The 17,059-nt window shown below is 39.6% G+C and carries 14 protein-coding genes and 1 tRNA gene; 7 read left to right on the forward strand and 8 right to left on the reverse strand.

Features of this window, described 5'->3' with window-relative positions:
• Nucleotides 1-51: 51 nt before the first annotated feature.
• The 4 genes from ACWIUO_RS10275 to ACWIUO_RS10290 all read right to left on the reverse strand — a co-directional run bounded on the left by ACWIUO_RS10275 (nucleotide 52) and on the right by ACWIUO_RS10290 (nucleotide 5,182).
• Nucleotides 52-1,152, reverse strand: coding sequence for a tyrosine-type recombinase/integrase (locus ACWIUO_RS10275; RefSeq protein ID WP_454177801.1), 1,101 nt, complete (start codon nucleotides 1,150-1,152; stop codon nucleotides 52-54).
• Nucleotides 1,153-1,434: 282 nt separating this feature from the next.
• Entirely contained in the window at nucleotides 1,435-4,194 is a 2,760-nt protein-coding gene (locus ACWIUO_RS10280) for a hypothetical protein (protein WP_454177802.1), read from the reverse strand.
• A 186-nt stretch (nucleotides 4,195-4,380) separates the two neighbouring features.
• A complete protein-coding gene (locus ACWIUO_RS10285; protein WP_454177803.1) occupies nucleotides 4,381-4,542 on the reverse strand; it encodes a hypothetical protein in 162 nt (53 codons plus the stop codon).
• Between the two features lie 85 nt (nucleotides 4,543-4,627).
• Nucleotides 4,628-5,182, reverse strand: a complete 555-nt coding sequence (locus tag ACWIUO_RS10290) for a phospholipase D-like domain-containing protein (protein WP_454177804.1) — start codon at nucleotides 5,180-5,182, stop codon at nucleotides 4,628-4,630.
• A gap of 67 nt (nucleotides 5,183-5,249) precedes the next feature.
• On the opposite strand from ACWIUO_RS10290, the gene ACWIUO_RS10295 reads away from it, so the two are divergent.
• The 6 genes from ACWIUO_RS10295 (at nucleotide 5,250) to ACWIUO_RS10320 (ending at nucleotide 11,975) form a co-directional block, all read left to right on the forward strand.
• Nucleotides 5,250-8,294: a hypothetical protein gene (locus ACWIUO_RS10295; RefSeq protein WP_454177805.1), complete on the forward strand. Its 3,045-nt coding sequence runs from the start codon at nucleotides 5,250-5,252 to the stop codon at nucleotides 8,292-8,294.
• Nucleotides 8,295-8,311: 17 nt separating this feature from the next.
• On the forward strand, nucleotides 8,312-8,458 hold the full coding sequence (locus tag ACWIUO_RS10300; protein WP_454177806.1) for a hypothetical protein: 147 nt from the start codon (nucleotides 8,312-8,314) through the stop codon (nucleotides 8,456-8,458).
• Nucleotides 8,455-9,315: a guanylate kinase gene (gene gmk, locus ACWIUO_RS10305; protein WP_454177807.1), complete on the forward strand. Its 861-nt coding sequence runs from the start codon at nucleotides 8,455-8,457 to the stop codon at nucleotides 9,313-9,315. The genes ACWIUO_RS10300 and gmk overlap by 4 nt, the downstream gene beginning before the upstream one ends.
• Nucleotides 9,316-9,525: 210 nt before the next feature.
• On the forward strand, nucleotides 9,526-9,873 hold the full coding sequence (gene tatA / locus ACWIUO_RS10310; RefSeq protein ID WP_454177808.1) for a twin-arginine translocase TatA/TatE family subunit: 348 nt from the start codon (nucleotides 9,526-9,528) through the stop codon (nucleotides 9,871-9,873).
• Nucleotides 9,874-9,911: 38 nt separating this feature from the next.
• A complete protein-coding gene (argS, locus tag ACWIUO_RS10315) occupies nucleotides 9,912-11,666 on the forward strand; it encodes an arginine--tRNA ligase (protein ID WP_454177809.1) in 1,755 nt (584 codons plus the stop codon).
• A gap of 234 nt (nucleotides 11,667-11,900) precedes the next feature.
• Nucleotides 11,901-11,975 (forward strand) — tRNA-Asn (locus tag ACWIUO_RS10320).
• Between the two features lie 156 nt (nucleotides 11,976-12,131).
• On the opposite strand, the gene ACWIUO_RS10325 is transcribed toward ACWIUO_RS10320, so the two are convergent.
• From ACWIUO_RS10325 to galE, 3 genes are all read right to left on the reverse strand, one after another.
• Nucleotides 12,132-12,536 carry a GtrA family protein gene (locus ACWIUO_RS10325; protein WP_454177810.1) on the reverse strand — a complete coding sequence of 135 codons (405 nt, stop codon included), beginning with the start codon at nucleotides 12,534-12,536 and terminating at the stop codon, nucleotides 12,132-12,134.
• 483 nt (nucleotides 12,537-13,019) lie between these two features.
• Complete coding sequence (locus ACWIUO_RS10330; protein WP_454177811.1) at nucleotides 13,020-14,561, reverse strand: hypothetical protein; 1,542 nt, start codon at nucleotides 14,559-14,561, stop codon at nucleotides 13,020-13,022.
• Between the two features lie 225 nt (nucleotides 14,562-14,786).
• The gene (galE, locus tag ACWIUO_RS10335; RefSeq protein ID WP_454177812.1) at nucleotides 14,787-15,821 is read right to left on the reverse strand and encodes a UDP-glucose 4-epimerase GalE; all 1,035 of its coding nucleotides are present in this window, start codon (nucleotides 15,819-15,821) and stop codon (nucleotides 14,787-14,789) included.
• Between the two features lie 145 nt (nucleotides 15,822-15,966).
• On the opposite strand from galE, the gene ACWIUO_RS10340 reads away from it, so the two are divergent.
• Nucleotides 15,967-16,563, forward strand: a complete 597-nt coding sequence (locus ACWIUO_RS10340; RefSeq protein ID WP_454177813.1) for an acyl-CoA thioesterase — start codon at nucleotides 15,967-15,969, stop codon at nucleotides 16,561-16,563.
• A gap of 42 nt (nucleotides 16,564-16,605) precedes the next feature.
• Here the strand turns inward: ACWIUO_RS10340 and ACWIUO_RS10345 are convergent, their stop codons facing one another.
• Entirely contained in the window at nucleotides 16,606-16,896 is a 291-nt protein-coding gene (locus ACWIUO_RS10345) for a hypothetical protein (protein WP_454177814.1), read from the reverse strand.
• Between the last annotated feature and the right edge of the window lie 163 nt (nucleotides 16,897-17,059).

Genomic DNA, 17,059 nt, shown 5'->3' on the forward strand with positions numbered 1-17,059 from the left:
TTGCAGATTTTGCTTTTTGGATACTTTGCTTACGATAAGTATGACAAACGCTTATTTCCCTAAATTATCCATCAAATTAGCGGCTTTTTTTAGCCTATCTTTGTCAAAATGCGTATAAATCCTGCTCGTGTTTAAATCCGCGTGCCCTAACGCTTCTTGGACTAGGACTAAATCTTTGTGCTTTTGATATAGCAATGTCGCAAAAGAATGTCGCAACAAATGCGCCCCCATTTTTTCTTTTTTGATTCCAATGTAGAGCAAAATCCTTTTTACGATTCCATAAATATACACCTGTGTCAATGCCTTGCCTTTGGCATTGCAAAAAAGTAGATTTCCCTGCACTTTGTGATTTGTGCTCTCTATCAGCGCACGATATGCTAGCCACTGCTTTAGTAGGCTATCGATATGCGCTTTTTTTATCATCACTACGCGCTCTTTATCGCCCTTGCCTTGAATATTTAGCAGGTAAATCTCCCCATCAGGCAAAATCTTATTTATTTCTAAGTTTATCGCCTCGCTCACGCGTATCCCCGTATAGACAATCAACTTTACAATGAGTCTATCTCGCGCATTTACGCCGTCATTTTTCGCACTCATCGGCACTTCATCTATCGCGCCCAAAAATCTATCTAGTTCCTCTTCTTTTAGAAAAGTTGGCAGTTTTTGCCCGCTTTTGCCACGCGTGCCAGAGAGGGATTTTAGCTCGATATTTAGGATATGAGATTTTCCATTTTCATCTTCATTATGCTTAGTGATAAACCCAAAAAACCCAATTAGCACAATGCGAAAATTGCGCTTTGTAGCATTGCTAAGCTGCGCCGTAGCAATAGTGATAAACTCGCTTAAAAACACTTCATCGATTTCGCGCAAAGAGCTGATAGAATCGATATTTGAGAGATATTCTCCTAGTTTTAGCAATGGATTTGTATAAGTGTTTAGCCCTATCATTCCGCAGTTTCTAGCACTCTTTATCGCCTTTTCAAACTCGGCTAAATTGTTGGCAGATTTTATAGAATCTAGGCTTTGTGTAAATGCGTTTTTGTCGTGGATATGGCGATTTGATAGCGTAGTCATTTTGTGGGCAAAAAATTTTTGTAGCCAAAAAAGATAGTTTTTTTCTATGTTGCCAAAGGGCTCTAGTGGGTAAGTCATTGTGCCACCTTTTATCCATAAAATCAAAATCCTGCCATTATAGCAGATTCTACCATAATGATAGATTTTGTGTTTTTTTGGATTTTATGACTTTTTGTTGTTTTATTTACTGCTTTTGCTCATTATTTTTCTAAGTAGCGTTGTTAAATGCGTGTTTTAGCATTTTATAACGATGGATTGTGAGAATCTAGATTCTAACAATTAAGAGATTCCACCTCTACCCGCCTCCGCAAAAAAATAAATACTTTGCTACTTGCCCTACCACCTCCCAGCCAAATTATCCTACCACTCCCCGCCAAACCACAGCGCGTATTTGATATTTAGCGCGTTGCTCATTCCGTTAAATTTATTGCTAGCTTTTGGGCTATCCGCATTTGCAAAATTAAAGTTTGAAAAAAAGATTCCATTATAGCCAAAAGATAGCTCGTGGTTTTTTTTCACTATCCATATAAAATCCATATCAAAATTCCCATATAGCGCGGGCAAGTAGATTTTGCCATCGCCACCTAAGCCACCGATTCTAAATGTCCCTGTGGGCGTGTTTAGTATATTGTAGCGCAAGCCTCCCAAAAAGCTCGTTTTAAATCTCTCCCCCCATACTTTGTAGTATTTGACACTTGCGCCTAGTTGGGGCAGATGCCAATATTGCTGTGGATAGTATTCATTCCCACCTAGTTGGTATTTTGCTTTTTGTAGCTTCATATCTAGCGGGCTTAGCACATCATAGCTTATGCCAAATTCTGGGCTTATATATCCACCGCTTTTAAATTGATAAAAAGTCCAGCCCCCGCGCAATTCAAGTCCAAAACTCCACATAAGTGGCAAAGTAGAGGCATTGGTATTTGATTCTAGCTCAAATTGTATATGAGGCAGTGGGCTTTGTGCTTTTAGCATCGGTATATCCACGCCCCCACGCAAATTTGCTTTGAAATATCCCTCTTTGACTTGCTTTTTCTTTTTGGAGACGATAGGGATTATTTTAAAATAAGTCGCACCTGCTTGGATAGCATTATTATGCGTAGTGGCATTTGCCCCTAGCATTTGCGTGTTTAGATAGGCATATTCATAGGCTGCATACGCCCCTACGATTCCAGCAGCTCGCAAATCTTTTTGCACGCCCATTAGCACCCCTCCAGCCCATTCAAGCACATTACTTATACCCGCATCTGCTAGAGAATTTACCGCGTAAGGCACAAAAAATGCGATATGCGTTTTTTTGCTATCATAGGGCAAAAACTTTTGCTCTACTTGCGTTTTTTTCTTTTGTTGTCTGCCTGCGGTGGCTAGCTTGCGCATAGCGGGTGCGTAGCGCACTTCGCCTGTTAGTTTATTTTTGTCAAATATGTCGCCACGAGCTTTTATAGAGGTTTTGTCATAGCTTGTGGAGCGGAAATTTTTCTTTTGTATAGAATCTAGCATATTTTGTAGCATTATGCTTCTTCTAGCGTAGCTTAGGGTTAGCGTGCGCCACATAGAGCTACCATAGCTTGTCGCCAAATCAGGCTCTACTCTAAAACCTGCTTTTCCCGCGCTATCTTTTGTGTCGATTAGTTTTGTGCCTAGCCCACCGCGCAGGGAGTAGAAGTTGATTTTGCCATTTCCTCTGCCCCCCGTGCTATCGATAATCAAATTGTCATAAAGATAGACATCGCTTTTATTTTCTACCCCCTCGCCTATGTTGATTCTTATCGCGCCTTCGCCTACTTCGCCTACATTTGTTATCGTGCCTGTTAGGGCGATATGCTCATTTGTGCGCGTGCCGATTGTGCCTGATTTATGTCCGTTCCAAACGCCTGCCTTACTATCTAGCGTAATGGTGCTTTGATAGACATTTAGAGTAGTTGCATTTATCGTCCCGCCCGTGCCTATGAGATAGTTTCCTAGCAAATCCGCATAATCCCCAGCAAATTTATAATACCCTAGATTTAGCGTTTGTATGGTGCTTGCTGTGGTTGTTCCTGCGATTTGGCTTACAAAAGTCGAGCGAGTGCCACCATCATAGCCACCATAGATTGCCATAGCGGCGTTTGTTATATTTGTGCCATTTAGCGTGATACCACCTACGATAGTCCCATCTGCTTCCCTACGCCCTATCTGCGTTCCTGCGTGTATGTCAAAAGCGATTTTTACGCCATTTCCATACACCGCATCAGAGCCCCAGCTTTGGTTATTTATCGTTCCACTTACAGTTAGTCTTCGTATCGTAGAGGCATTTGCCGTGTGATTGCCAAGCGTGTAGGGGAGAAGTAGCCCTGCATTATTTTGTCCTGTGATGATAAAATCTGTGTTTGGCGCAGATACCGAGCGAAATATGAGGTTATTGCTTATGGTGGCAGTTACCGAGCCTGCACCTATGGTTAGCGGGGCGGAGTCTCCCCTACCTAGATTGATAAGCATATTTTTGCCTGTTATTGCTTTGCTTAAGTCTTGTGGAGCCATACTACCCGTGCAATCTAGCCAATTTACGCCACCTTCGCTTCTCTGCACGCAGGAAGCTATGGCAAAATCTAGGCTAAATGCACTTGCCAAAATCCCCGCAGTGGCTAGAGAAATCGCAAGGCGTTTTTTGGGCGTTGGGGTTGCTTTTTTGTCATTGCGAGCGGATTTGTCAAAATCCGCGTGGCAATCCAAATAAGCCCCTTCCCTTGCGGAGGGGGTTTTTGCTTCGGCTAACGCCTCGCAACCCGTTGGGTGGGGGTGGGTGTCATTGCAAGATTTTGCAACTTTGTCATTGAGAGTTGCATTACCGTCATTGCGAGCAATTAGATTCTGCATTTGTGCAGAATCTAATGCGTGGCAATCTATTTTGTTTTTATTGCAGAGTGGATTGCCACGCTCACTGCGTTCGCTCGCAATGACGGAAGCAGAATCATTGTCAGTAATGACAGAAGTTGTCGTGGTTTTTGACACTTTGCAATCTATCCAATCTATCAATGAGCGTTTATTAGATTTTGTATGCCAAAAATTTTCCAAGCATAAATCTAATATTTCATTGTTTTGTTGCGATTTTGTCGTAGCAACTTTTTGTTTTTGTGTATTCATTTTGTATCCTTTTTGTGTGGATAAAGGCGGTTAAATGCTTCAACAAAATTTTAATGTAAATAAAAAGTAAATAATAAACAAAATAAACTTAAATTAAGTTGAATTGAAAACAAAAAAAAAAAAAAACGCGCAAATTTTGTGGATTTTGGTGAATTATTAGAGATTTTTAGTGGATTTTTTGGTGTTTTAAGCGGATTTGTCAAAATCCGCGTGGCAATTTTTTTTGTTTATATTACATTGTAGATTGCCACGCAAAAATTCGCTTACGCTCATTTTTGCTCGCAATGACGGAATTTTCAATGACAAAAACAAATTCCTTGCTTGCAATGATGGATCTTTCAATGACAAAAAAGCAAAATCCTTGCTTGCGATAATTTGCCTGCCTACAATGACTTATAAAATAACCACAAAATCTATGTAGCGCAAAATCTATTTAGAATTTTTCACATTCTTTTATCATTTGCTCAAATGCGTTTAATGCCTTATTGACAAGGTAAGAATCATCATCATAAAAAAGTGTTTCAAAGTTGTTTTCAAAAGCGTTTTTACTCCAATTTGCCGAGCCGATATACAGCAGATTTTTATCAATGATTGCCATTTTTTGGTGCATTATCCCATAATAATTGCCATTTTGTGCCTTGCGTCCTTTGAGCGTGCAAGTAGAGATATTGTTGTATTTTTCTAGGTAGCCGATAGTTGAGCGAGCGTCTTTTGAGCTATCTTTGTCATAGATTATGCGGATTTTTACGCCACGATTTGCGCTATCTCGCAATGTTTTTGCGATTTCTCTATTGGTAAAATTATAGATAGAAATATCTATGGTTTTTTGCGCTCTTTTTAGCGCACCTTGCAGGCTTTTTAGGGCTTGCGCTTGCTCATAGGGCATCATATATAGCTCGCTTCTAGCCATACTCAAACTAGAAAAAGCTATACACGCAAAACAACTAAATCCAAAAAATAGAACGAAATTTGCTAGCAACTTATTCATTTGGCAATCCTTTTGTCAAAAAATTGGTATAATTTTGGCATTTTATCTAAAAATGGGTAGGCGTGCGATGAAAATTGTCATAGCAAATACAGATTCTATGGTGGAAAAGCTAATCGAAGCTTGTGCAAAAAAAACGGGGCTAAAAGTGCAGCATTTTATCAGTCTTGAAGAGATTGATGTATCAATGCTTGAGGATTGCTTTTTGTTTGTCGATGAAAATGCGCTAGGTGGCGATACAAAACGCGCTAAGCAAATCGGCTCTGGCTCTCTAAGCTGTCTTATCTACTCTAGGCGAAAACCGCTCGATGAGTTTAAATACCTTGTCCAAAAGCCATTTTTGCCAACGCAAGTGCTAGAGATTTTGCGCAAAGAGCTTGTGCGTAGAGGAGAGGACATAAGCAGGGTAGTAGAGGAGGACAATGACAAAAAAGCACCTATTGAGCCTATCAAGGACATTCCGCTAAATGAATTTGATTTAAAAGATGAGCATTTGTTTGAGGGGAATTTAGAGTTGCCACCATTGCCCGATACAGACGCAGTAGAGACAAAGACAAGCGCACAAAGTGCCAAAGAGCAAAAAGAACAAGATGAATTGCAAAATGATGAGGAAAATTTCTTAGATGTGGGGGAAAATATCGCGCATAAAAGCCTAGCCGCGCTTGAGAGAGGGCAAAGCGAACAAGGTGGCATAAGCGATGAAACAGGCAATGACGCAAGTAGTGAAATAAGCACAGATATGCCTAATGATTCTGTCGCGCAATCACTCACTGAATCGCTAGTAGGCGAGCTAACAGAAGTAAATGCGCTAGGTGGGGAATCTAGTGATTCTAGCGATGGGCTAAGTAGCGATTTGGGAGGGGATTTGGCACTAGATGGCATAGGCGATACTAGCCAAACGCCTGATAGCGCGGGGGATATAAGAGATAGTTTGGCGGGGGGATTAGATGATTCATTAGATAGTCTAGGTAGTTTGGATAATTTGGATAATTTGGCTAGCGCGGATTTGGCGTTGGATTTGGAATCTGCGGATAATCTAAAACCTGTAAATTCTATGAAGGGCAATCTAGCGGGGGTAGGGGCTTTGGATAATTCTTTAGACTCTGCTTTAGATAGCTCTTTAGATTCTGCTTTGGAATCTAGTATGGATTCTGCGGATTTGGGTGGTGGGGAATCTAGTTTGGATTTTAGCGCAGGTTCTAATGTTGGTTCTAATGTAGATTTTGCTAATGTCGATTCTGTGGAGGGGGGAGATTTAGCCACGCAAAATCAATCTAGCGAATCTAGCGCGACTAGCGAAAAAGATGAGTTGCTTGGCGGAGATGGTTTGGAGGATTTATCTAGTTTGGGAGCGGATGCACAGACGGATTTGCAAACAGATTTGCCAGATTTGGACGGAAATATCGCAGATAGCGCGGATATAGCCCAAGACATACAAGAATCTAATACCCAAGAAACAAGTAAGCAAGATACAAATGAAACGCAAACAAATGACTTGCAAGAAACACAAGAAGCGCAATCTAGCCCAGATTTTGCCGCAAATGGTGGCGTGCTAGATAAAGATGAAGCACAGATGATTCAAGAGCTACTAAATGGAGATAGCCAAGACAAACCTAAATCAAGTCAAGCCTCAAATGAAACGGCAATAAGCCAATCGGCACAAACAAGCCAAGAGGCAGAATCTATAAATGCTAAAGAGCAAGAGGGTGCGCAAGAAAATGCACACCAAGAGACTTTGCAACAAGAAGCCAAGCACCAAAAAAACACCCAAGAGGATAGCACACAAGAATCTAGCGCACAAGAAATCACGCAAGAATTTAGCGAATCTAGCGAGGCAAAAACAGCGGAGGCGATTGATGATTTTGCCGAGCTAAATGAAAATGACATTATGGAAGTGCTAGGCGAAGAATCTACAAATGAAAATGCTGAAAACGCCACAAATGCCCCAAATGTTATGGACAAGCAAGCAACCACGCAACAAGAGCCACAAGAATCACAAACACCACAAGAAATGGCGAAAGAATCTAGCACGCAAGATACACAAGAAGTAGCACAAGAGTCTAGTTTGAAGCCTAGTGCGGATAATGAAGCGGATTTGAGCGAGAATGTAGCAGAGGACGCAAAATCTACAATCGCAAGTGAAATCGATGAAAGCACTCAATCCACAGAGCAATCCATAGAAACCACGCAAGATGATATAGCAGGCACAACAGCAGAAGCGGAGGGCATAGCAGAGAAAACGGCAGAAATGGACAAGTCGGCAGAATCTACACCACAAAAAGCGGAAATAAGCACAGATGAAGCTAGTGCGCTAGATGGCATAGATAATGTCGGTGGGGCTAATGAAAATGCGGAGGTTGGGGATATTGGAGGGGAAGTCCTAAAAGATTTGCAAGATAATCTAGCCAAAGATTTAGAAAAAGGCTTAGCAGATGAGTTGGCATTGCAAAATGATTTGGTAGAGGGAATGCCACCTAGCCCTACACAAGAGGGTGCGCAAGAAAAAAATGCCGAGCAAGAAGATAGCGCGGAGCGCGTAAATAGGCAACTAAAAGAGCTAGATTCTAGTTTGGAGCAAGATTTAGCAAACGACATAGACAAAACTAGCGAATCTATGGCGGAGGATTTGGCAAATGACGCAGAATCTAGCGGTTTAGAAGCTAGTGATTTAGGCAATAGCGATTTGGCAGAGGGCGATTTATGCGATGAGGTGGCTAGCGAAAATGTAGAGTTGCCAAAATCTTTAGAAGAGTTAGAATCATTGGTGGATTCTAGTGAGGGGGATTTAGGCGGGCTAGATAAGTTAGATTCTATCATTGATTCTAGCGATGCGGATTTGAGTGCGGATTTGGCGGGGGATAAGCTAGATTCTAGTATGCAAACAAGTGCGGATTCTAGCCTAGATTTTGTCCCACAATCAAGCGTAGCACAATATCTAAACATAGATGAGAGTGGCACGCAAGATTGTTTAGCCAAAGTTGCGCAAAATGATTCTACTAAATCCACTCAAAAACGGCTTATCACCGAGCTTTTGGCAAATAAGAGTGCAGAAGAGATTAGCTCATTGCTTGAGGGGGCGCATATTCATATTGATATTGATTTTTCGCAAAAATAGCAAGCGCAAAAAATGAAATGCAAAAAGCAATGCGAAGTATGCAAGGCAAAGTATGTGGCAAAATATGCAAAAGCCTAAAAAATTATGCCTTGCTTATGGCGGCTAAAAGCGTTTGCATAAAAGCGGAGTTTATAGGTGTAAAAAAAGCAAAAGGCACAAAATGAAATCAAAACATAAAACAAAAAAAGATTCTAGCGCGAAAAAGCCGACAAAAAAATCCGCTTTAGACACGCCACAAAAAATCAAAAAAACCCAAAATCCACAATCAAACAAAAACGCTCAAAATAAAAAACTTCAAAATAAAAATCCTGCAAAAAAACACCCCAAATCCACCAAAAATCTCACAAAAAATTTTATAACAAATACTTCAAACGATTTTGCACACAACTTCACAAGCGCAAAAAATCCCCAAAAATTTGGCAGGATTTTGGTGCTATCAGGTCCTAGCGGTGCGGGCAAATCCACCCTTTGCAATGCGCTAAAAAATAGCATAAAAGATATGTATTTTTCGATTTCCACCACGACTAGAAGCCCCCGAGATGGCGAAAAAAACGGCGAACATTATCATTTTGTAAGCGAAGCAGAATTTATAACCGACATAAAAAAAGGCGAGTTTTTAGAATGGGCTCAAGTGCATAATCACTACTATGGGACTTCCCTAAAGCCCATACAAAAGGCATTAGATGAGGGGAGGCTTGTCGTTTTTGATGTCGATGTGCAGGGGCATAGAAGCATAAAACAATATTATGGTGCGCGTGCAAAATCTGTATTTGTAACGACAAAAAGCAAGCAGATTTTGCGCGAGAGGCTTGAGGGCAGGCAAAGCGATAGCAGGGAGCATATCGAGCTAAGACTTTTGCACGCATATAATGAAATGCAGCATATTTCAAATTTTGATTATGTCATCATAAATGACGACATAGAGCAGGCAAAAAGCGCGATTTTGCATATTGCGTTTTCGTTAGGATTTTTAGCTCAAGAGCAAATGATAAATTCTCTTTGGGAGGATTGGCAGGGCTAGGCAAAATCTTTGGAAAATCTGTAAATGCGCATTTTGCAAGTGTATTTTGCTAGCGTGTTTTGCTAGCGACACGCACGCAATGCAAAAAACAATGCAAGGGCAAAATTTATGTGATTTTGCGCGTGTTTTTATGCGTTGTGTAATGTTTTTTAATAAAAAGATATTACAATAATGCCTTGTTTTGATTTTATATTCACAAAAGGAGCGATAATGGGAATGGGCAGCTGGTGGCATTGGGCGATTGTGATAGCGGTGGTGCTAATCCTTTTTGGTGGCAAAAAAATCCCCGAGCTAATGAAAGGCGTAGGCACAGGAATCAAAGGCTTTAAAAAAGCATTAAAAGATGATGACAATGATAATGTGGATAGTAGTGTGGATAGCGCAGATAGCATCGATAACGCTAATAGCAATGCTAAATCCACGAAGCAAATCACACAAAGCAGCGCAAAAAAACGAGGACGCCCAAAAGGCACGACTACTAGCGCGACTACCTCTAGCACAAAAAAAACCACCACAAAATCTAGCACTTCAAAAAGCCGTGCTACGAAATCGCAGTGATTTAGCGCGCAAATTATGCAATAATCAAAATAATCAATATGTTTGCTTCCATAAAATCCATCATAAGCGAGATTATCGGGCAGGAAGTGGTTTTGGAGTTGCCCAAAAATAAAGATTTTGGGCATATCGCCACGCCTTTAGCGTTTAGTCTGGCAAAAGAGCAAAAACGCTCCCCCCTACAAATCGCCCAAGAAATCTGCCAAAAACTAGAATCCAATCCCAAATCAAACGCCACTTTTTCTAAAATCTCTCAAATAAATGGCTATATCAACCTATCTTTAAGCGCGGATTTTTTTGATGAATGTATAGCAAAAGCGTTTGAAAATGGTTTAAGTTATCAAAAAAAAGACCAAAAAAAAGACCAAACAAAAGATATTGCTAAAAACGATTTAGAAAGACGCATTGAGACAAACGCACAACGCGCAAAAAGCGTGCAACCAACTCACAAAAAAGAAAAAATCCTTCTTGAATATGTAAGCGCAAACCCCACAGGACCGCTTCACATAGGGCACGCTAGGGGCGCAGTCTATGGTGATAGCTTGAAGCGAGTGGGAGAGTATTTGGGGCTAGATATTACGACTGAATACTACATAAATGACGCGGGAGCTCAAATCAATAAGCTAGCCTATTCCCTAGCACTTGCCGCGTTAAAGATTTTGGGTGCAAAGGATTTGCCACAAGAGCTATTAGACGCAGAGCAAGCAGGCGAGACTTACAAAGGCGAATACATCATAAAAACCGCGCAAGATTGCATAGAGCATTTTGGCAAAGATTTTTTCTTGCCACAGATGATAATGCAAAATCTTAATGCGCTAAAAGATTTTGGCAAAGATATTATGCTAGGGATTATCAAAGAAAATCTACAAAATCTAAATATCACATTTGATAATTTTGTAAGCGAAAAAAGCCTCTATACGCAGTGGGGAGAAACCCTAGATGAGCTAAAAGCACATAATGGAATCTATGAAAAAGACTCTAAAATATGGCTAAAATCTAGCCAATTTGGCGATGAAAAAGATAGGGTAGTGGTGCGCGAGAGTGGCGAAGAGACTTATCTTGCAGGGGATATTATCTATCATCGCTACAAATATATGCGCGGATTTAGCAGGCTTATAAATATTTGGGGGGCTGACCATCACGGATATATCCCGCGTGTAAAATCCGCTATGGAGTTTTTGGGGTTTGATTCAAGCAGGCTTGAAGTCTTGCTAGCGCAAATGGTTAGCTTGCTAAAAGATGGCAAACCATACAAAATGAGCAAGCGGGCTGGCAATTTTATTTTGGTAAGTGAGGTGCTTAGCGAGGTTAGCCAAGATGAGCTTCGGTTTGTGTTTTTAAGCAAAAAGCCCGATACGCATTTGGAATTTGACATAGATACGCTTAGCAAAGAGGATTCTAGCAATCCTATTTTTTATATCAACTATGCAAACGCTAGAATCCACACGATGATGGCAAAATCTGCGTTGAGTGAGGGGGAGATTTTGAGCGCAAAAATCGCTTCGTTGGCAAATAAAGAGGGCGAAAATAGCGAGCATAGCAAGCAGATGATGGAGCTAGCATTTGCCTCAATGCTACTGCCTCGCATAGCAGAAATGGCGTATGATGAGAGAAGCCTGCAAAAAATCTGTGAATACCTAAAAAACCTTGCGGGTGCGTATCACGGATTTTATAACGCTACCAAAATCCTAGATAGCCAAAATGAAGCAATTTATCTAAAAATCTCAAAGCTAGTAAGCCTATCAATCACGCAAGGACTAGCCCTGCTAGGCATAAAAGCAAAGACAAAAATGTAAAAAACACAGGGGCAAAATCTACCCAAAATCTGCCAAATGTTTTTGAATATGCCCAAATATGCCAAAATATGCCAAAACTAGAATGCGTTTTGTGGTGATTTGTGTTGATTTAAGTTTTTAGCGATAGCAAACGGTGCGTTTGATAAATAATAAAATCACAAAATCAATGCTTTTATTTGTGTAAAACCTTGACATTAGCGCGATTTTTTCATAAAATTTTGCCTTTATTTAGATTCCGGATTAGCTCAGCGGTAGAGTAGGCGGCTGTTAACCGCTTGGTCGCAGGTTCGAATCCTGCATCCGGAGCCATTTTTACTACGCATTCTGCTTTTTACTACACTTCATAAAACTCAAAAACAAACCTTACAATTTTTACAAATTTTTCTTATTAGATTTTGCTTAGATTCTGCTTTGTTAGCACATTTATCGCTAAATATTTATCAAAATCGTTATTTTGCTTGCACATTATTTGCTAGGCTTAAACGCCCAAAGTTTGCTAATAGCATATCCGCTTATGGTGTAGCTTACATTTGCGATGATTTGGGATAGGTATTTATCCACGCCAAATTCATAATGCAAAACCACAAGCACGGCTAAATTTATGAGATAGGACACACCCATAGCCACGCCAAACCTCACAAAATCTTGTTTATGGGAATTGTGCGATTTGAAAGTGAATTTTTTATTTAAAAAATATGAGTTAAAAAAACCTACGATATAGCCAAGTAGATTTGCTACTTCGGGCTTTGCGCCCATATACATTAGCACAAATATCACGCCAAGCCCAACCGCTGTATTTGCCACGCCTACAAGGGCGTATCGCAGGGCAGAATTCTGCAAGAGTTTTTGTATTTTTATGCGTTTTTTCATTTTTTTCCTTATTTTTTTGTAGATTTATGCGTTTTTTTAGCTTTTTTATGCAAATCATAGTCTATCAATCTAAATTTTTAGTTTTTGTGTTTATTTTATTGCGTTGTTTGTGTGCGTTTTTGTTGTTTTTAGATTCTATGATTTTGGCAAAAATTTTTGTAGCTACAAAACCTTTTTTGAAAGATTAAGTAATGTTTTTTGCAACTTTTTTTTGCATTTTATAGCGATAGATTGCCACGAATCTGCAACTTTTAACAAAGTCGCAGATTCTCGCAATGACAAGAAAAATTCCCTCTCCCTTTAAAAAGTGAGGTGGAGTCCAAAATCAAATCCCTAAACTTGCAAGATTATAAAATCTTATTAGTGAGCGGTAATGACTTAAAATCTTAAGCAAAGCATTTAATCACGCTAATGAGCGATAAATCTAAGCGTGCTAATTTTTAGCAATGCCAAAAAACAATAAAATCAAAAAACAAACATTTTTTATCGAATCACGCCAAATTGCAAACCGCTTACAAAATCCCTTAGCCTACCGCTATCTTCAAAAAAATCCCGCAAAAGCAATGTTTCTTTTGAGCCTGATTTTGCGCTGATTTCAAACCCCAGCCTCTCGCTATCTAAAAAAAATCCACCAAAAGCACTTAGAAAATCTAGCGCGAAATTATGCGTGTTGATTGGCATTTTGTCGTTGATTAGGCTTTTGCGCAAGATTTGGCTCTCTTTTGTGATTATGGATTGTATGTCTTTTTTGTAGGTTTCTCTATCTGAAGCGCGAGCTTTGTTTGCCACATCGATGGCATAAATAGCATACATCGTATCGCTAAAATCTTGCGAAGTAAGCGTAACTTTTAGATTTTTGGGGCTAAAAAGCGTTATGCTAAATTGTGCTTTTTTGCGCGTGATATTGCGCTCGCATTCTGCGTGGCTAAGATTTTGGCACAGCTCTTTGTAGTCTATGCTTTTTGGCAGGGCACTTAGCATAAAATCTAGCAAAAATTCTGCCAAACTTTTATGCTCATAAAATGGATTTGTAGCATTGCCTTGTAGCACTAGCACTAGCGCGCTACCTTGCTCGCTTGTAAAATCCACGCGATAATCATAGCTAACGCTTGCCCCCTCTTTTTTTATAGTAAGAATGTCTTTGAAATATTTGGGGATAATCTTTTCAAATTCGCCCTTTTGAGAATCCGTGTGAAAAGGCAACGAATCTAAAAAGAAATCCGCCGATACATTCGCACTCAAAGCCACTTGCAAAGTATCAGGGAAAAGCCTAAAATGTTGGGAGATTTGAGATAGTTTGATATGTGGGGAAAAAATCTCTATTTCTTTTGGATTTACGCAGATAAAATCTACTTCGCTCCCCTCGCATTCTTGCTCTAATTTTACGCCTAAATTTGCCTCTTTTATGCGTATTTGTTTGGGATTGCTTTGGGCGATTTTATCTAGCTCGCTAGTATCTAGCAGGCTTAGCACCCCTACATAAAAAGGCGAAAAGCTAAGGGCTTGCTGCAACACTCGTTTATGTAGATTTTTGGGTGGGGCATTTCTATCTTTTTTTGCTTGGAGTTTTGCTTTTTTTGCATCGATTTTTGCCTGCTTTTTGGCTTCTTTTTTTGCTAGATTTTGCGCTTTTTTTTGGGCTTTGATTGCGTCTTTTTCTTGGGATTTTTTGCTTTGTTTTGCATTATTTTGGTTAGATTCTGTTTGCGTGTCGCTATTTTGTGGATTGGGATTTTGGTTTGTATCTTGGCTAGATTTGGCAGGATTTTGCTGTGATTTTTTTGGATTTTTATTAGTATTTGTAGAATCTTTTTTTGCTATATCGCTTTTTGTGTCGTTTTTTGTGGATTCTTTAAGCGTCTTATTTTGAGTGGATTTTGTTGTATTTGTCGTTTGTGTCTTTTTTGGTTCTTGCGTAGTGTTTTTGCTATCTTGTGTGTTTTGCGTAGGATTAGCATTTGTGCTTATAACCCCGCTAGCCAAAGCCACAAAAACAATGAAAATTTTTAAAAAGTTCAAACGCATTTTCTATCCTTAAATTTTGTGTCGTAAATTTTGTAGCGTGATACAAACATAGCCAAAAACCACACAAACACTTTACACAAACTCCCCTATGAAGCAAGACAAATCGGCTACATTTCTAAACCAAAATCTATCATAAAACAAAAATCCCAAAATAACCTAAACCCCCTAAAATAAAATCCTAATAAATGCAAAATCTAGTCTATAAAAATCTAGCCTGCAAAAAAACTAAGATTTTAATGCCCTCTCCCACTGATATGCGCTATCTATAATAGTAGCCAAATCATCATATTTTGGCTTCCAATCCGTGCAAGACAAAAGTTTTTCATTGCTAGCTATGAGTATCGATGGGTCGCCCTCTCGCCTGCTAGCAGGATTTACCACGAAATCTACCCCGCTTATTTTTTTGACACATTCTATGACTTCTTTCACGCTATATCCGCGATTATAGCCTACATTAAATATTTCGCTTTTGCCCCCCTCTCTTAAATGCCTAAACGCGCTTAAATGCGCGCTTGCCAAATCATCTATATGGATATAATCCCTTATGCAAGTCCCATCTTTTGTCTCATAATCCTGCCCAAAAATACTCATCGATTCTCTCTTGCCTACCGCACATTCTACGGCGACTTTGATAAGATGAGTGGCGTTTTTGCTTCGTTGCCCTAAGCCATTGCCTTTTGCTAGATTTTCATTTGTGTTTGCCATACTTGCCCCCGCGACATTAAAATACCTTAACGCCACATAATTTATCGCGCCGATTTTGGCACTATCTGCTAGCACGCGTTCGCTCATCATTTTGCTAGCACCATAGGGGTTTATAGGCATTAGCGGGGTGGATTCTCTCACAGGGATAAACTCCGCGCTAGGCTCGCCATACACCGCCGCCGTAGAAGAAAAGATAAAATCCCTCACGCCATTTTTAGCGCACAAATCAATCAAATTTGTCGTGTTTATGACATTATTTTTGTAGTATTGAAGCGGATTTTGCACCGATTCGCTAACAATTAGCGAAGCGGCAAAATGCACGCACGCGCTAAAATCCCCCTGTGATAAAATCTCATCTACGCGCTTTGTATCGCATAAATCCATTTGGATTAGCTCTACGCGATTGTCATACAAAAAATGCAAATATTCAAAGTTTTGCCTAAAACCTGTGGATAGGTTGTCTAGTATGGTGATGCTTGCATCGGTGTTTGCCAAAAAGCAGAGCGCGGTATGAGAGCCGATATAGCCACTGCCACCTGTAAATAAAAGTCTCATATTTTTTAACCTTTTTTGCAAAATTTACCCCTCATTATAGCCAAATACCATTAAAGTATGTTAAAATGCTAGGCTTTATGGGCAAAATCTTAAAGATTTTAATGCCAAGATTTAACGCCACAACAACAACTAAAAGAGGTGTCAAATGAGTAAAAACGCAACGACTAAACATACAAAATCTAGCCCAAAAAAACCACTAGATTCTACTTCAAATCCTAGCAAATCTACAAAATCTAGCCCAAAATCTACTTCTAAAATTACCTCCAAATCCGCAGATTTTATCACGGATTTTACACAGCAAGAAAACAATTTGCTTATGCGGATTTTAGTCGCGCCACAGATGGCAAATTTTAGCGGAGTGATGCACGGGGGCGAGCTTTTAAAGCTATTTGACCAAGTGGCGTATGCTTGCTCTACTAGATTTTGTGGGATTGGCACGGTTACTATGAGTGTGGATAATGTCGCCTTTTATCAGCCAATCCCCATAGGCTCGCTTCTTAGCCTCTATGCAAGCGTGAATTTCACAGGGAAGACAAGCTGTGAAGTCGGCATAAAAGCCGTAGCACAAAATCTAAAAGACAGAAGCGAGACACATTGCGCTAGCGGATACTATACGATGGTAGCAAAGCAAGATGGCAAGACGACTTTAATGAGAGATTTTACCCCCAAAAGCGCGGAGGAAAAACGGCGATATAGCAACGCCCTAAAAAGACGCGAACTACGCGGAAATCTACAAAAATAATACTTCAAACGCCACGATAATCCACAAACACGCTTTATAAATCTAAAATCCGCACCCAAAATCCAAAATCCACAAATCTACAAAATCCACACAAAAATAACAAAGCGCGTTGGCGTTTTGCTTTTTTGTGTGGATTGCTATGATTTTTGTAACTTGGCTAAAAATCGTAGATTTGTAGCAATTTATGATTTTTTGCGAAAAATCCACGAGGATTTTAATAATTGTGAGGATTTTTAATAAGTTTGAGGGGTTTTTATCAGTGCTAAGATTTTGCGTGAAAAATCTTTTTGATTTTTTTGCTTCAAGCATTATTGATTTTGCAAAATGCTTCAAAATTTTCCTTACATTCTTTCTTATTTTTTTACATTTTTGCTTGCCTTTTTACATTTTTGTTTGCTTTTTTCTTGCATTTTTTTATCGCAACTTTTTTCATTTGTTTGCCGTTTTTTTTTTTTTTTTGTAAAACTTAGAAATCCAAATGTGATTTTGGGAAAAT

The sequence above is a fragment of the Helicobacter sp. T3_23-1056 genome (assembly GCF_053654535.1).

Excerpts from the sequence above, each read along its gene's own strand:
- tatA (WP_454177808.1), top strand. The coding sequence starts at position 9,526 with ATGGGAATGGGCAGCTGGTGGCATTGGGCGATTGTGATAGCGGTGGTG.
- ACWIUO_RS10340 (WP_454177813.1), top strand. The coding sequence starts at position 15,967 with ATGAGTAAAAACGCAACGACTAAACATACAAAATCTAGCCCAAAAAAA.
- ACWIUO_RS10290 (WP_454177804.1), bottom strand. The coding sequence starts at position 5,182 with ATGAATAAGTTGCTAGCAAATTTCGTTCTATTTTTTGGATTTAGTTGT.
- ACWIUO_RS10275 (WP_454177801.1), bottom strand. The coding sequence starts at position 1,152 with ATGACTTACCCACTAGAGCCCTTTGGCAACATAGAAAAAAACTATCTT.
- ACWIUO_RS10295 (WP_454177805.1), top strand. The coding sequence starts at position 5,250 with ATGAAAATTGTCATAGCAAATACAGATTCTATGGTGGAAAAGCTAATC.
- ACWIUO_RS10280 (WP_454177802.1), bottom strand. The coding sequence starts at position 4,194 with ATGAATACACAAAAACAAAAAGTTGCTACGACAAAATCGCAACAAAAC.
- ACWIUO_RS10325 (WP_454177810.1), bottom strand. The coding sequence starts at position 12,536 with ATGAAAAAACGCATAAAAATACAAAAACTCTTGCAGAATTCTGCCCTG.
- gmk (WP_454177807.1), top strand. The coding sequence starts at position 8,455 with ATGAAATCAAAACATAAAACAAAAAAAGATTCTAGCGCGAAAAAGCCG.
- galE (WP_454177812.1), bottom strand. The coding sequence starts at position 15,821 with ATGAGACTTTTATTTACAGGTGGCAGTGGCTATATCGGCTCTCATACC.
- ACWIUO_RS10300 (WP_454177806.1), top strand. The coding sequence starts at position 8,312 with ATGCAAAAAGCAATGCGAAGTATGCAAGGCAAAGTATGTGGCAAAATA.
- argS (WP_454177809.1), top strand. The coding sequence starts at position 9,912 with ATGTTTGCTTCCATAAAATCCATCATAAGCGAGATTATCGGGCAGGAA.
- ACWIUO_RS10330 (WP_454177811.1), bottom strand. The coding sequence starts at position 14,561 with ATGCGTTTGAACTTTTTAAAAATTTTCATTGTTTTTGTGGCTTTGGCT.